Raw genomic sequence first — 12,295 nt, 5'->3', positions numbered from 1 at the left:
GACTGCGTTTCATTCGTCCGTATCCTTCTCGATCGGACTCTACTTTAAAATGGGCACATTTTCGGGGGGCACGTCAGGAGCGCTCGGTGGCGGGCCTCTCCTGATGGGAATGATCATGATTTTGGACATGGAAACTCTCCATTACTGGACGCACGTCAACAGGCCCGGCGATGCGGGGGAGCGCGAACAGCTTGAAAATTGGAATGTCTGGTTTCAAATGCGGGAACGGCTGTTGTCAGCCATCCCCGCACTCTCCATCATCGGGTTTGCACAGACTCGATGAGGAAACCAAAGTGACCAAGGAAATAACCCCAGAAATCAACGCCGCCCTTATTCAGGCTGCAGCGACTCTTGCGAATAGAGACCATGAACTTCTTTTGCAGGAATACTTTGACTCTCAAGAATTTGAGCATGGTGTCACCCGAAAAGAGGCAATATCGACCCCTATTTACAACCATCTTGTTTCCCGAAAATACCGCATGGAAATATTTGCAAGGGTGCTGGATGATTTAAAGGCATTGGCGCAAAAAGGTTATTTCCCCATTTAGGAAAAATCTGGTCTGGCTGCCTATCCCCCAGCGGAAAATCTGGGGATCTCAAGCCGTTGACGCGCTTTTTCGATAGTGGCCCCTGTACGCAGACTTTCTTCATTGATCAGGGCCTGTTCCCAAGCATTGAACAATGACTGCAGTACATCGCGATCTATGCCCGACGGCGGTTTTTCATTCGTGCAATGATTGCACAGAATGTCGGCCAGTTGGATCGCAGCGCGCCGCCGAACGTTCATGGCGTCGATCAGATCCTGTTCTTTCCTGTCAGGCAGTGATTGGGTGGCCTTTGCTGTGCCGGGCCCGGATATGGTGGACATGAAAAACCTCCATCACGTGGTGTGATAGAGGTTATTAATAGCCGAAATGGCTATATAGTCAAGCGGAAATATGTCCAAAACGGCTACAATTATTTTGTCTAGAATATATCTTCTGGCTCTAGGATACGGTGGCAAGAGACGACGTCAGATATAGACCATTCGATGGTTTTGGGTGGATTATACTGAATAACCACAAGATGATCATCAGTCTTTTTCACATACTCTTTAATATAAGCATGATTTATTCCACGCTTGTCATCTCGGATGACAACAACCACACGGTCGCGTTTTGACGGCGCCCTGACTGGGTCAACGTAGACGAGTTGTCCGGGCCTCTTCCAAGGCTCCATACTATCGCCCTCGATGTAAAGACCATAAACTTCCTTACGATGCTGGATGCCCGGTGCTAGAGGAGCCCGGTCGACCACTTCCCCTGATAACAATAGAAACGCTCCATCCCCCGAACTGCAGGCCGCAGTACCATACACAGGGACATGCAAAGGAAGTGCGACTCTCGGCGACTCAATAGATACTATTTTTCGACCGATAGTGTCATCGGAAGGCGCGGGCTCCGTGTCTTCCATTTGCACTATAGGCGCCCCGACGTCCGCATATAAGTCCGCGATATTAACTCCAAGTGCCTCTGCAAGGCGTGGGGCCGAATTTTTCGTAACACTCCGCTGCCCTAATTCGATTTTGCTGAGCGTCGGTGGAAGAATGCCGGATCGTCTAGATAGCTCTGCAGACGTTAGCCCGCGCGCCTCTTTAATTTCACGGACACGTGTAGGGGTTGGTTCAGCCTTCATGATGGCCATTTTGGCTAAATTCATAAGGAAATTAATACATCCATTTTGGCTTTACATTCCTAGCCATAATGGCTACGTCATGTGACATGACCCTTGCCGAATACAAAAAACATCATGGCCTGACCTATCAAGGTCTCGCGGAAATGTTGGGAATTTCCAACAGTTCTGGTGCCCGCACAGTGCAGCGCTATGCGGAAGGGTCACGTTTTCCTGCTCCGGATATGCTGGCGACGATCCGTAACATAACGAATGGGGCCGTCACACCGAATGATTTTGTAGAACAACACACTAAAGGTCGCACCTTTACCAATGAGGTTGCGGCATGAGTTTAAAAATCTACCAAATTAGCAATCGCTGCATCACCCCACTTAAGCCGTTGGGCCTCTGCGTCACGCTTAGCGTGCCGAATGCGTCGTGCCCCAAGCAATGCTTGGGCCAGATTGGGGATATCCTCGCCCGTTTCGGCATTAGCTGCGGAGCGTATGCGGCTCCGAGGGACCCAAAGTTCAGCTTGCGTAGCTTCCTGACGTATTTTCAGAAATGCGATTTCTGGAATGTATTCTTTTGTAAAAACAAAAGACCCTTCTGTAATAAATACAAAATTATCAATACATTCTCCGGTGTTATCCATATATGCAAGATATATTTTCATATTACTGAGAATGAAGCCGTAGCGCTGGCGAGGGAAGTCCACGCCTGCGCGGGGCATGTGATCATTCGTTTGTTCGACTGCCTTGGTCACTGGCAACTCCTTGAAAAAGATTGGTCCTTGGTTTTTGGCCCCGAAACAACGCAAGAGCGAGGTGCGGCATGACTGCCTTATCCGTTCCCGTCGGCTTTTTTAGCCTCGGCTGCAGCCTTGGTCAGTTTGACCCGCTCAGGAAGTTCAAAGAGGTAGGTCAGGATCAGCCGGGTAATTTCGGCAATTTCTTGTGCTTCTTCCTTGCTGACCGGCTCGACCGTGTGCACGTCTTCGTTCGTGATGCCGCGAACGCCGTGAGCCCAGTCTTTCAAGTCGGTCGTAAGCAGTCCCGCTTTCGCCAGCATATCGATGCGGTTGCTGAGGTTTTGGGGCGTTTTGTTGCCCAGGCAGCCGGGGTTTCGTGCCAAAACTTCCTTGGTCGCGACATCCAGTACCGTGCGAAATGCAGTGCGTGCAATGCGTGGAGCTACGTCGACGATAAGCGTTTGTTCTGCATCCAGCATGCACTGACGAACCTTTTCAGGAAGAAGTTCGGAGACCCAAGCCTTTTTGCCTTCGGGAACCGTCTTCCAAATACGCCATGTGCCGCCGCCGAAATGGATCGGGCCCCGATTGTGAATATCATTCGAGCGAGAAATGTTGAAAACCACCATTTCTCCGCAATCAGGATTTCTGCACGTAGCAACGGCCTGTCTTTCTGGAGGCAAGCTCCATGTGGAAGTCATGCTGCCTGTATGGTCAAGCATTTCTTCATTCAATACTTCTCCAATACGAACATTGTGAAAAGTCACGTATCCAGCATTGCAGCACGGACAGTGATACTGAAATTCGTGAGCTTGGTGCAAACCCATGTCTGATAAATCGCTTTCCTATGAACGCCGCATTATCGCTGATGCGGACAATGAGATTCGGTCTGCTCTGGCGACAAGGTCGCCGTCTGAATGTCAGTCGTTATTACAGAAACAATACCAGAATACCTACGGAGAAACACGGGAGGCATTCGTGCAACTGCTGATGTTTCAGCTTTCCCTTACCTGTGTCCGTCATAATGAGCGAGGTGCGGCGTGACTGACAAATCCCCTCTTCGGACCCAGTTGATCGCCGGTATCGAAAAAGCCCGTGTTCGTGCCGTCCAGGCACGTACGCTGCTTGGCGCTGTCGACGAATTCAAATCCCGCATGCAGCGTCAGTTGGCTGAATATGCGCGACTGGAGGCCGAAGCCCTGCAGATGCTTGGCAGCATAGACCCTGACAAGGCTGCGGAAATCCGTGATGCCCCGATTGATACCGCCGAGCGGCAGCAGGTTCGCAGCGCGGTGGTTGATCTGGGGGATGTCCTGTTCAGCATTCCCTCAGTTAGATCGACCATTTTTGCAGCCGAATATGAAAGCGCGGCCCCTACTCCGCCCGTTTCGGCTGCCCCCGCAGAATAGTCGCCAACTCATCTGCCAATCCATTTTCGGAATCGTTCAGTGATGCACCCGATCCTTCCAGTTCAGAAATCAGGGCTTTGCGGGCTTCTGGCGGCAGGTCCGTCCGGATTATCCGGCATATCCTGTACAGCACGTCCTGTAACGCATTCACTTGCTGATCGACGCGAGCGAGGCGTTTTTCCAATGTTTCTTGTTCCGTCATCTGAATCCTCCATGGTTGGTTGTGGTGACTCCATGGTGGTCCGCACGGGTCGGCCTGACAATGGGCTGACCCGTAAGGGCGGATATTTCGCGCCTGCCGGTAACGGCAGGTATTCATCGGTGAATACCTGATGGGCGCGAAGGTTGATTGGGATGCGGCGCGGGCCGAACTGGTGCCGCTGCTGGTTGCGGGGCTGGCCTATGCCGAGATCGCGCGCAGGCTGGGGCTGACCTATTCGGCCGTCAATTTTCGCGTGGGGTTTCTTGGCCTCACGCATCTGCGTCAATGCGGGCGCAAGGGGCGCGTGCCGAACCATGTGGCCTCGAACCTGATCACCGATGCCCTCGGCACGGAATATGAGCCGAAGGTGAAGAAAGAGCGCATCAAGCGCTCCTGCTCTCGCTGCCGGGCGCCGTTTGTGGCTGAAAGCCGCTTCCTGTTCCGCTGCGCGCCGTGCCGCAGGGTGGCTGAGTGATGCCTGTGCTTTGTCATGTCCATTCAGGGTGGGCAGGCCGCCAGCTTTCCATGCGTGTCCAGCGCGCTGGCGGCCTGCCCTTCCCTGCCTTGCTCGTTACCCGAGGGAAACGCCCCTCTGACATCCATGAAGATGTCAGGGAGGGCGTCCGAGGTGTCGGGTATTTTGCCGTTTTTGTCCGAGCGCGCGGGTATTTTGGCCGATTTGTCCGAGCGCTCGGACGTTTTGCCCATTTCACCCGCGCGCGCGGGTGCATCCAGTCCGGATCAGGAGGCCAGATCTAAGATGTGCGCCGATGCGCTGCGCGATGAGTTCCAGAACCTTGTCAGTGCCGAGGTCAGCGCGTGCCGCGACCGGCTCGGGCTGGCTGGTGCCTTTGCTGAGGTGGCGCGTGCGCTCGGCTTTACCGTGCGCCGTGTGCGCGCGTGTTGGCACCATGAGGTGCGTGCCGTAACCCTAGCCGAATGGCAGGCCGTGCGCGCGCTCGGCGCAGCCCGCCTGGCGCAGGAGGAAAGCCGCCTGCGGCATGAAGATGCGCTGATCCGCCAGCGGCTTGAAAACATCCGGCAGCGGCAGGCCGCACTGCGTGATCTGCTGTGACGCACACCTTTTACGTCTGGATCAGCGCGTCGGTTTTCGGCGTGCCCGTGTGCCTGGTGCTGGTCATGCGCCGTGGGCGCGCGTGGATCGTATTGAAGTTTTTCCGCCTGCTCGTTGGCACGCTCGATGCCTGGGCACTGCGGGAGTCCGCCATTCTCGAGCGCAGGACCGAACGGCTTGAGCGCATTGCGCGCCTCAAGATTCGGCTGCGCCGGAACCTGTTTCACTGATGGGCCGAGGGCGCTGCCTGCGCCCGGCCTGTGCTAGGAGAAGATGATGCCAGCCATATCGATTGACTGGGAAAGGCTCGACCCCATGCTGCGCCAGCTGGCGGGCATGGGTGTTTCGGTTTCCACCATGGCGCGGAAGATGGGCGTCTCGGCCCGCGCGGTGCGCTCGCGCATGCAGGTGCTGGGCGTGAGCAATCAGGTCAGTGTGTCCATCACGTCCTCTGGCCGCACCTATCTGGGCCGGGCGCGCGCGACGTATTCCTTCCGTAGCGGGAGGCGTTCGTCATGAGCGGCCCCATGCTGACCACAACCGAAATGTATGTCGTGCTGAACGCGCGGGTGCGCGAGGCAGGCGGCGTGCAGAAACTGGCCAATAAAACCGGCCTGAACATGCGCACGCTGGCCAACGCGGTGAATGGGCACAAGGGGCTTGGCACATCGGTGCCGCTGGCGCTGGGCTACCGTCCGGTCACGGTCACCATGTACCAGCCATTCTTCCCTGTTCCGGCCAAGACGGATGAACAGCCATGAACGGCCCGGCTCCCCTGTTCGGCTCGGCCATGCGCGAGCGCCCCACCAACGTCCCGGCCGAGCAGGCGCTGCTGGGTGCGATCCTGACCAATAACAAAGCGTTCGGGCGCGTGGAGGAAATCCTCCAGCCCGAGCATTTCTATGTGCCGCTGCATGGGGCGATTTTTGCCGCCATGCGCACGCTGATCTGGGCGGGCAACGTGGCTGATCCCGTCACGCTGCGCCCCCGGTTTGAAAATGACCCGCTGCTGTCCATCGACATGACGGCAGCCAAGGTGTTCACCACGCTGCTGGGCTGCATGGTCGGCATTACCAATGCGGCCGATTATGCCCTTGCCATCCGCAGCGCGTGGTTCCGGCGCAATCTGTTTGATGTATGCGCCGAGACGGCCGATCTGTGCTGCATGCCGGGCGACCGGCCTGACAGCGCATTGATGGAAATGCTGGAAAGCCGCATCACGCGCATTGCGTCCGGCAGCGTGGAGATCCAGCCCACGGTGCAGATTGGCGATGCCATCGGGCAGGCCATCCTCAATGCGCGGGCTGCGGCCGAGCGTGGTGACGGGCTTGCGGGCATCACGTGGGGTTACAAGGCGCTCGATCGCATGACTGGCGGGCTGCATGCCGGTGATCTGACGCTGCTTGGCGCGCGGCCCGCCATGGGCAAGACCGCGCTGGGGCTCGGCATTGCCGTGCGTTCCGCAGCGGCGGGCAATTCGGTGCTGTTCTGGTCAGGCGAGATGCGCGCGGCCCAGCTGGGCGCGCGTGCCGGTGCCGCGTGGGCCGGTCTTTCCACGCTGTCGGTCTTTACCGGCCGGCGGTACGACATTCCGCCCCATGCCGACACCACCCAGCGCGAGCCACTGGCCGACTATCAGTGGCGTGAACTGGAGGAAGGCGAGCACGCCGCCGCCAGCCTGCCGCTGCGCATCGATCACCGCTCGGGCATCACGGTGGCGGAGCTGCGCACGCAGGCCCGCGCCATGAAGCGCTCGAAACAGGGGCTGAACCTGATCGTGGTCGATTATGTCGGGCTGCTCAGTGCCTCGACTGATTCCCGCTCGTTCAACCTGACGCACAAGATGACGGAAATCAGCAAGGACCTGAAAAACCTTGCCGGTGAACTGGAGATCCCGGTGCTCGCCCTGGCGCAGCTCTCACGCGAGAGCGCCAAGCGCGAGGACAAGCGGCCGGAACTGACCGACCTGCGTGACAGTGGATCGCTGGAGCAGGATGCAGCCACCGTGCTGTTCCTGCACCGCGACCATTATTACCTGAACAAGCAGCTGGGGGACGGCAACATCCCCCGCAATGACCGCGAGACGGATGAGGCCTACAGCGCCCGTTGCGCCAGCCTGATCCAGCGCACGCGCGACAGCAAGGGCAAGGCCAGCGTGTTCATTGCCAAGAACCGCCACGGCGCCACCGGCGGCTGCGCGCTCCAGTTCCAGGACGAAACCACGTGGTTCCGCGATGTGGATGAGAGCGAAAACGGTCCGGCCTGGACCATTACGGCGCCGGAGTTCTGATGATGCGGTATCGCGTAATGGCATCGATTGCCGACTGTGGCCGCGCCGCCCTGCTGGGCACCGTTTGCGGTCTTGCCGGATGTGAGGTGACAGGCAGATGGCCTGCCGCGCTCATGATGATGTTCGGTTTCCTGCTGGGCTATGGGCTGCTGTCAGCCCTCGTTCAATGGGGCCGAAGGAAAGGATGACCTTGCAATGAAATCGCCGCGTCAACGCCCCGGAAAACATGCCCGCGTGCTGATGACAGACCGCCGCTGGCGGCTGCTCGGCCTCTCGGCCCGCGCCATGTGGCTGGAGCTGACCGACGCGGCCGATCTCATGCCGGAACTGCGGGCACCCGTGCGCACGGCACCTGACAGGGAACAGTTCACCCGGCTTGTGGCGGCTGATGCCGCCGAAGTCGGCACCGCAATCGAGCAGCTGGTGCAGCTCGACATTCTGGAGCCCTTCCGGAATGGCTACCGCCTGAAAGCTTACTGACATGGCCCGCGTGACAACCGAACAGAAAATGCTCCAGATGGCGACGCACAACATCCGCCTGCGTGCGCTGGGGCATGCCGCCATCGGGATATGGGTGCAGCTCATCTCCTACATCATCGAATACGGAACCGACGGCGTGCTGGTGCCCGGCAGCAACGGCGCGCCCACGCTGGCCGAGATTGCCGAGGTCGGGTTGCGCATGGATGTAACCCAACTGGTAACCCATCTGGAAACCTACGCCGAAACCCAGCTGGTAACCCACGACGCCGCCAGCGGCACCATCGGGCTGCCCGGCGCGCTCATGCCCTCACGCAAGGCGCTGGCCGCGCGTGAGAACGGGAAAAAGGGCGGAAGGCCGCCAACGAAAGCCAATCCGAAACCGCAGCACGATCCGCGCCAGCGCACCGCCATCATGGGCATTGCAGGAGGAAAAGACATGGCCACCGAAACCCAACGCGAAACCCACGATCCTAAGCTTAGCTTAGAGGTTAGTAATAATCTTAAAGCTAAGCCTGCGGCACAGGACGTTGATGCGGTGTTCAAGGCTCTTGGGCGCAAGGCATGGGAGGCGGCCGGTTTCGATCCGGCGCGTGATCGCGGCAACTGGGGTCAGGTGCGCCAGTGGGTGGCCGATGCGCTGGCCGAGGGGCTAAGCGCTGCCGAGACCGAGCGGCTGGTGATGGACGTGGTGGCCAAGGTGACCGACCGCCAACGCCAGAAAGGCCTCGCGATCAAGCACATGGGTTACTTCAACGCTGCAATCGAACAGGCGATCAAGACCCGCGACATCCCTGCCCTGGTCTGCACCACGGAAGCCGAGTTCGCGGCGGAAGCAGCCTACGTGGAAGCGCACCGCCAGTGGGTGCTGGCTGCAGCCAACGGCAGCGATGCGCCCCAGCCGCGCCGCGAGGACTTCATTGCCAGCGCGCGGGCAGCGGCATGAGGCCTTCCCTCACCATCCCCGAGGGTCTGGCCGTGGCCGATGTGGTCGGCCAGCGGCTGTTTGAGGCCGGATGCACGCTGGCAGCCCTGCCTGCGCACGGCCTGAAACCCGGCGGCGTGCGCGTGGCATGGCCCGAGATGCTGGAGGATGCCGACCTCGACTGGATCAACGCCTGCCCGGCCGAGGACATGCGACCACCCCGCCCCGGCTCGGCGGCCATCACGCGCATGGATGAAGCCCTGTCATGGATCGGCCTGATCGGTGATGACCGGCTGAACTGGCGCAAGGTGATCTGCCTGCGCTTGGTCGTGCATCCGATCTCGCATCGATACCGCTGGACGTGGCGGAAAATCGCCAATCAACTGCACATTGACCATCACACGGCCAAGTCATGGCACCAGCTGGCCGTAGCGGACATAGCCAGAAAAATCGCACAATCTGCATTTTCCACTTCCCATATTCCCCATTTTGCCGCATAGCGGTTGTTATGTTGAGGCGGCGTGCATCCTTCGGGGTTCACGCCGTTTTTCGTTGTGGGACTGGTCGCCTCTCCCTGCCGGTTACATGCCGCCGAGTCATGCGCATGGCGCATCGACTGCCCCGCAACCCCATGCCCTGACGCATATCTCGTGGGTCCCTCCTGGGAGGGTAGCCCACCGGGGGTAATTCGCACCCTGGTGTGTCTCTGTATTTGATAAAATCAAAAAAGGCTTTGTGTTGTTGTTGTTGCTGTCGGGGGAATACTGATGGACCAGCCTGACGGAAGCGGTGACACCCCGCCTGTCAACAAACGCGAGCTTGCCAAGCGCCTGCGCGTTTCGCTGCCGACCCTGACCAACTGGATCGATCGCTGGGAGGATTTCCCCGTCGTCTCGCGTGGTGGGAATGGTGTCAGCTGGGCATTCTCCCTCGAGGAGGTCTTTGCCTTTCTGGCTGACCGGCGTGAAGAAGAGGCGCAGTCCAAGGCAGGCCACGACCAGCAGCTGCTCGACCTGCAGCTCTCTTTCGATGCGCTCCTGCCGCCAGATCCCCAACCGGCACCGGGCAGCCGCATGTCGGTCAAGGAACAGATCGACGCATGGAAGCTGCGCGACCTCAAGCGCAAGGAAGCCGAGCGCTGCGGCACGCTTGTCATCGCGGCGGACGTGCAGGAGATGTTCACCTCTGCCGTGGCCCGGCTTTCCCGCGATATTGCCGTCTACATCCGCCAGACCGGCCGCGAGCAGGGCTGGCCTGACGCCATGATCCGGCAGGCCGAGGCCAAGCTGGCCGATATGCAGCGCAAATCCGTAACTGACGCGCTCCGCGCGCTGGAGACTGACGAACCCCATGCCGATGATCGACAGCTACACCTCGCCTGATGAGGTCCTGTTTGCCGATCCCCGCGCCATCATTGCCGCCGCCCTGCGCGCCTTCCTCCCGCCCGAGCAGATCAACGTGGCGGATTACGCCGCCAGCAACCGCTACCTCGACAACCGGGGCGGCGGCTATGTCGGCAGATGGAACCATGATGAGGCCCCCTATCTCGTCGGCCCCATGTGCTCCCTCACCGATCGCAACCGCCTGACCACCGCCGTGGTGGGGCCTGCCCGATCCGGCAAGACCGCGCTGGGGCAGAACTGGATGCTCCAGTCGGTCGGCGTCGACCCGGCAGACATGCTGGTCTACGCCCAGACCGAGGGCTTCATAGAGGAATACGTCAAGGCCGAGATCGAGCCCATGATCGAGGCACACCCCATCCTGCGCGACCGCCTTGGCCGCAGGCCGAAAGACCGGTCTATGGGGTTCAAGAAGTTTCAGGGCATGTGGGTCCAGTTCCTCGGCGGCACCTACAAGAACCTGATCGGCAAATCCGCCCCGCGCATCGTCATGATGGAGCTGGACGCATTCGACACGGCCAAGGGTGATCCGTTCGAGCTGGCCGATATCCGCCGCCAGACCTTCGGCTATGAGTCCATGCTGCTGGCCGAAAGCCATCCTGACAGCGCGGGTGGTGCGGATCCGTCTGACTGGAACGCGGGCATCATGAAGCTCTATGCCGACAGTGACCGGCATGTCTGGTACTGGCCTTGCCCGCACTGCAACGCCTTCTCGGCCCCGCTCAACCCGACGGCCGCGCGCGTCATGACGCTGGACTGGCCGCAGGATGCCCCGCTGGATGAGATCGAGCAGGCCGCCCGCCTTGTCTGCCCATCCTGCGGTGGCCTGATCGAGGACCGCTGGCGCCGCGCCATGAACCGCGACGGCCTGTGGGTCGGTGCCGGTCAGGAAATCAGCGAGGATGGCGAGGTCACCGGCCAGCTCACCTCGAGCAAGGTAGCGGGCTACTGGATCACCGGGGCCATGTCGCCCTTCGTCATCGGCGGCATCGGCGCCCTGGCGCGCGTCATGGCCAAGGCCCGGCGCGCGGTCGAGGCCTGTGAGGAAGGTGCGGTCCAGCAGCTCAAGGACGTAACCGTCAAGCGCTGGGGCCTGCCATTCCAGCCGCCCAAGGCCGTGGGCAGCCTCGATGCGAAGGCGCTTGCCGATCGCGCCGAACCCGGCCTGCGCCTCGGCTACGTGCCCGAGGGCGCGCGCTTCATAACGGCTGCGGTCGACATTCAGGGCAACCGTTTTGAAATTCTCGTCCGCGCGTGGGGCGTCGGCGGCGAAAGCTGGATCATCGACTACCGCAAGGTAACCGCTGATCCCGCGACCAGCCCCGGCGACTGGGATGACATGCTCAAGAGCCTGGAGGATGCGCTCTACCCCCTGACCGACGGTTCAGGCCGCGCCATGAAGATCATGGCCATCGGCTTCGACAGTGGCGGGCAGGAAGGCGTGACCCTGCAGGCCTATGATGCCTGGCGCCGTGCGCGCAAGCGCCGCACGGCCCGCAAATACGGCAGTATCGACGGGCGTCACGCGTGGTCCATTCTGCCGCTCAAGGGCAATGGCAGCGTCAACGCCCCGCTCCTGAACCTGACCTACCCCGAGAGCAAGCGCCGCGACCGCACGGCAGGCGCGCGGGGCGAGGTGCCGGTCGGCCTGTTCAACCCGAACGCCTTCAAGGATGCCGCCTCGACCCAGATGCAGGTGGCGGAACCGGGACCATGGTGCGTGCATTTCCCGGCCGGGCTGCGCGCAGCCGAGCCCCCTCACCCGTTCTTCGACCAGCTGGTGGCCGAGCAGCGTTCCAGCGACGGGCGCTGGGCCAAGGTATCGCCCAACGCCCGCAACGAAGCCCTCGACCTCATGACCATGACCAACGTCATGGCCTTCCTGTTCGGCCTCCCCCGCATGCCGTGGGAAAGCCCGCCCGGCTGGGCCGCGCCATGGGATGTCAACACCCTGGTCGTGTCCATGGAGGAAGAGACGGCGGCACGAAACGCCACCGCCCTCGCGGCTGGCATGAAGGCCGCAGCGCAGGCCGTATCCACGTCTGCGCCATCCGCCACATCGCGCGAGGAACGCCGCAAGAGGCTGGCCTCGCAACTGGCCCGCTAGAATGGGAGG

The 12,295-nt window shown here is 60.4% G+C and carries 21 protein-coding genes; 15 read left to right on the top strand and 6 right to left on the bottom strand.

All coding sequences use genetic code 11. From position 1 onward, the window contains the following. Together DV027_RS17640 and DV027_RS12910 are read left to right on the top strand one after the other, a co-directional pair. On the top strand, nt 1-283 hold a 283-nt coding region (locus DV027_RS17640), incomplete at its 5' end, for a hypothetical protein (RefSeq protein WP_165399197.1). A 10-nt stretch (nt 284-293) separates the two neighbouring features. After that, nucleotides 294-548 (top strand): hypothetical protein, encoded by a 255-nt coding sequence (locus DV027_RS12910; RefSeq protein WP_130732412.1) that lies wholly within the window; start codon nt 294-296, stop codon nt 546-548. Between the two features lie 20 nt (nt 549-568). On the opposite strand, the gene DV027_RS12905 is transcribed toward DV027_RS12910, so the two are convergent. After that, nucleotides 569-868 carry a hypothetical protein gene (locus DV027_RS12905; RefSeq protein ID WP_130732411.1) on the bottom strand — a complete coding sequence of 100 codons (300 nt, stop codon included), beginning with the start codon at nt 866-868 and terminating at the stop codon, nt 569-571. A gap of 98 nt (nt 869-966) precedes the next feature. Continuing rightward, nucleotides 967-1,674, bottom strand: a complete 708-nt coding sequence (locus DV027_RS18180) for an XRE family transcriptional regulator (RefSeq protein WP_408884471.1) — start codon at nt 1,672-1,674, stop codon at nt 967-969. An 86-nt stretch (nt 1,675-1,760) separates the two neighbouring features. Here DV027_RS18180 and DV027_RS12895 point away from each other — a divergent pair, with 86 nt between their 5' ends. Beyond that, nucleotides 1,761-2,000 carry a helix-turn-helix domain-containing protein gene (locus tag DV027_RS12895; protein ID WP_130732409.1) on the top strand — a complete coding sequence of 80 codons (240 nt, stop codon included), beginning with the start codon at nt 1,761-1,763 and terminating at the stop codon, nt 1,998-2,000. A gap of 2 nt (nt 2,001-2,002) precedes the next feature. Here the strand turns inward: DV027_RS12895 and DV027_RS17635 are convergent, their stop codons facing one another. Further along, nucleotides 2,003-2,416 (bottom strand): hypothetical protein, encoded by a 414-nt coding sequence (locus DV027_RS17635; protein WP_165399196.1) that lies wholly within the window; start codon nt 2,414-2,416, stop codon nt 2,003-2,005. A gap of 77 nt (nt 2,417-2,493) precedes the next feature. After that, the gene (locus tag DV027_RS12885; RefSeq protein WP_165399195.1) at nt 2,494-3,168 is read right to left on the bottom strand and encodes a DUF4145 domain-containing protein; all 675 of its coding nucleotides are present in this window, start codon (nt 3,166-3,168) and stop codon (nt 2,494-2,496) included. Nucleotides 3,169-3,441: 273 nt separating this feature from the next. On the opposite strand from DV027_RS12885, the gene DV027_RS12880 reads away from it, so the two are divergent. Next, nucleotides 3,442-3,810: a hypothetical protein gene (locus DV027_RS12880; RefSeq protein WP_130732406.1), complete on the top strand. Its 369-nt coding sequence runs from the start codon at nt 3,442-3,444 to the stop codon at nt 3,808-3,810. Here DV027_RS12880 and DV027_RS12875 read toward each other — a convergent pair. Continuing rightward, complete coding sequence (locus tag DV027_RS12875; RefSeq protein WP_130732405.1) at nt 3,776-4,012, bottom strand: hypothetical protein; 237 nt, start codon at nt 4,010-4,012, stop codon at nt 3,776-3,778. The genes DV027_RS12880 and DV027_RS12875 overlap by 35 nt on opposite strands. Before the next feature lie 130 nt (nt 4,013-4,142). Here DV027_RS12875 and DV027_RS12870 point away from each other — a divergent pair, with 130 nt between their 5' ends. Beyond that, nucleotides 4,143-4,487: a hypothetical protein gene (locus DV027_RS12870; RefSeq protein WP_130732404.1), complete on the top strand. Its 345-nt coding sequence runs from the start codon at nt 4,143-4,145 to the stop codon at nt 4,485-4,487. A gap of 23 nt (nt 4,488-4,510) precedes the next feature. Here DV027_RS12870 and DV027_RS17630 read toward each other — a convergent pair whose 3' ends face one another. Beyond that, nucleotides 4,511-4,720 (bottom strand): hypothetical protein, encoded by a 210-nt coding sequence (locus DV027_RS17630; protein WP_061273138.1) that lies wholly within the window; start codon nt 4,718-4,720, stop codon nt 4,511-4,513. A 52-nt stretch (nt 4,721-4,772) separates the two neighbouring features. Between DV027_RS17630 and DV027_RS12865 the strand changes: the two genes are divergently transcribed. From DV027_RS12865 to DV027_RS12820, 10 genes are all read left to right on the top strand, one after another. After that, entirely contained in the window at nt 4,773-5,087 is a 315-nt protein-coding gene (locus tag DV027_RS12865) for a hypothetical protein (protein ID WP_130732403.1), read from the top strand. Continuing rightward, nucleotides 5,084-5,317 (top strand): hypothetical protein, encoded by a 234-nt coding sequence (locus DV027_RS12860; protein ID WP_130732402.1) that lies wholly within the window; start codon nt 5,084-5,086, stop codon nt 5,315-5,317. The genes DV027_RS12865 and DV027_RS12860 overlap by 4 nt, the downstream gene beginning before the upstream one ends. 43 nt (nt 5,318-5,360) lie before the next feature. Then, nucleotides 5,361-5,606, top strand: a complete 246-nt coding sequence (locus tag DV027_RS12855) for a hypothetical protein (RefSeq protein ID WP_061273131.1) — start codon at nt 5,361-5,363, stop codon at nt 5,604-5,606. Beyond that, on the top strand, nt 5,603-5,848 hold the full coding sequence (locus DV027_RS12850) for a hypothetical protein (RefSeq protein WP_082770741.1): 246 nt from the start codon (nt 5,603-5,605) through the stop codon (nt 5,846-5,848). Before DV027_RS12855 ends, DV027_RS12850 begins: the two co-directional genes overlap by 4 nt. Next, nucleotides 5,845-7,377, top strand: coding sequence for a replicative DNA helicase (locus tag DV027_RS12845; protein ID WP_130732401.1), 1,533 nt, complete (start codon nt 5,845-5,847; stop codon nt 7,375-7,377). The genes DV027_RS12850 and DV027_RS12845 overlap by 4 nt, the downstream gene beginning before the upstream one ends. A gap of 195 nt (nt 7,378-7,572) precedes the next feature. Further along, a complete protein-coding gene (locus tag DV027_RS12840) occupies nt 7,573-7,857 on the top strand; it encodes a hypothetical protein (protein WP_061273119.1) in 285 nt (94 codons plus the stop codon). Between the two features lies 1 nt (nt 7,858). Beyond that, nucleotides 7,859-8,800 carry a hypothetical protein gene (locus tag DV027_RS12835; protein ID WP_130732400.1) on the top strand — a complete coding sequence of 314 codons (942 nt, stop codon included), beginning with the start codon at nt 7,859-7,861 and terminating at the stop codon, nt 8,798-8,800. Beyond that, on the top strand, nt 8,797-9,279 hold the full coding sequence (locus DV027_RS12830) for a DUF6362 family protein (protein WP_130732398.1): 483 nt from the start codon (nt 8,797-8,799) through the stop codon (nt 9,277-9,279). The genes DV027_RS12835 and DV027_RS12830 overlap by 4 nt, the downstream gene beginning before the upstream one ends. 267 nt (nt 9,280-9,546) lie before the next feature. Continuing rightward, nucleotides 9,547-10,161, top strand: a complete 615-nt coding sequence (locus DV027_RS12825) for a terminase small subunit (protein ID WP_130732396.1) — start codon at nt 9,547-9,549, stop codon at nt 10,159-10,161. After that, complete coding sequence (locus tag DV027_RS12820; protein ID WP_242621900.1) at nt 10,130-12,286, top strand: terminase gpA endonuclease subunit; 2,157 nt, start codon at nt 10,130-10,132, stop codon at nt 12,284-12,286. The genes DV027_RS12825 and DV027_RS12820 overlap by 32 nt, the downstream gene beginning before the upstream one ends. Nucleotides 12,287-12,295 lie beyond the last annotated feature (9 nt).

This window comes from Komagataeibacter xylinus, assembly GCF_004302915.1.
GTDB classification, from domain to species: Bacteria; Pseudomonadota; Alphaproteobacteria; order Acetobacterales; family Acetobacteraceae; genus Komagataeibacter; species Komagataeibacter xylinus_C.
This window is presented reverse-complemented; position numbering and strand designations above follow the sequence as displayed.

Excerpts from the sequence above, each read along its gene's own strand:
- DV027_RS12875 (WP_130732405.1), bottom strand. The coding sequence starts at position 4,012 with ATGACGGAACAAGAAACATTGGAAAAACGCCTCGCTCGCGTCGATCAG.
- DV027_RS12850 (WP_082770741.1), top strand. The coding sequence starts at position 5,603 with ATGAGCGGCCCCATGCTGACCACAACCGAAATGTATGTCGTGCTGAAC.
- DV027_RS12835 (WP_130732400.1), top strand. The coding sequence starts at position 7,859 with ATGGCCCGCGTGACAACCGAACAGAAAATGCTCCAGATGGCGACGCAC.
- DV027_RS18180 (WP_408884471.1), bottom strand. The coding sequence starts at position 1,674 with ATGAAGGCTGAACCAACCCCTACACGTGTCCGTGAAATTAAAGAGGCG.
- DV027_RS12865 (WP_130732403.1), top strand. The coding sequence starts at position 4,773 with ATGTGCGCCGATGCGCTGCGCGATGAGTTCCAGAACCTTGTCAGTGCC.
- DV027_RS12855 (WP_061273131.1), top strand. The coding sequence starts at position 5,361 with ATGATGCCAGCCATATCGATTGACTGGGAAAGGCTCGACCCCATGCTG.
- DV027_RS12830 (WP_130732398.1), top strand. The coding sequence starts at position 8,797 with ATGAGGCCTTCCCTCACCATCCCCGAGGGTCTGGCCGTGGCCGATGTG.
- DV027_RS12870 (WP_130732404.1), top strand. The coding sequence starts at position 4,143 with ATGGGCGCGAAGGTTGATTGGGATGCGGCGCGGGCCGAACTGGTGCCG.
- DV027_RS12825 (WP_130732396.1), top strand. The coding sequence starts at position 9,547 with ATGGACCAGCCTGACGGAAGCGGTGACACCCCGCCTGTCAACAAACGC.
- DV027_RS12895 (WP_130732409.1), top strand. The coding sequence starts at position 1,761 with ATGACCCTTGCCGAATACAAAAAACATCATGGCCTGACCTATCAAGGT.
- DV027_RS17630 (WP_061273138.1), bottom strand. The coding sequence starts at position 4,720 with ATGGGCAAAACGTCCGAGCGCTCGGACAAATCGGCCAAAATACCCGCG.
- DV027_RS12840 (WP_061273119.1), top strand. The coding sequence starts at position 7,573 with ATGAAATCGCCGCGTCAACGCCCCGGAAAACATGCCCGCGTGCTGATG.
- DV027_RS12845 (WP_130732401.1), top strand. The coding sequence starts at position 5,845 with ATGAACGGCCCGGCTCCCCTGTTCGGCTCGGCCATGCGCGAGCGCCCC.
- DV027_RS12820 (WP_242621900.1), top strand. The coding sequence starts at position 10,130 with ATGCCGATGATCGACAGCTACACCTCGCCTGATGAGGTCCTGTTTGCC.
- DV027_RS12905 (WP_130732411.1), bottom strand. The coding sequence starts at position 868 with ATGTCCACCATATCCGGGCCCGGCACAGCAAAGGCCACCCAATCACTG.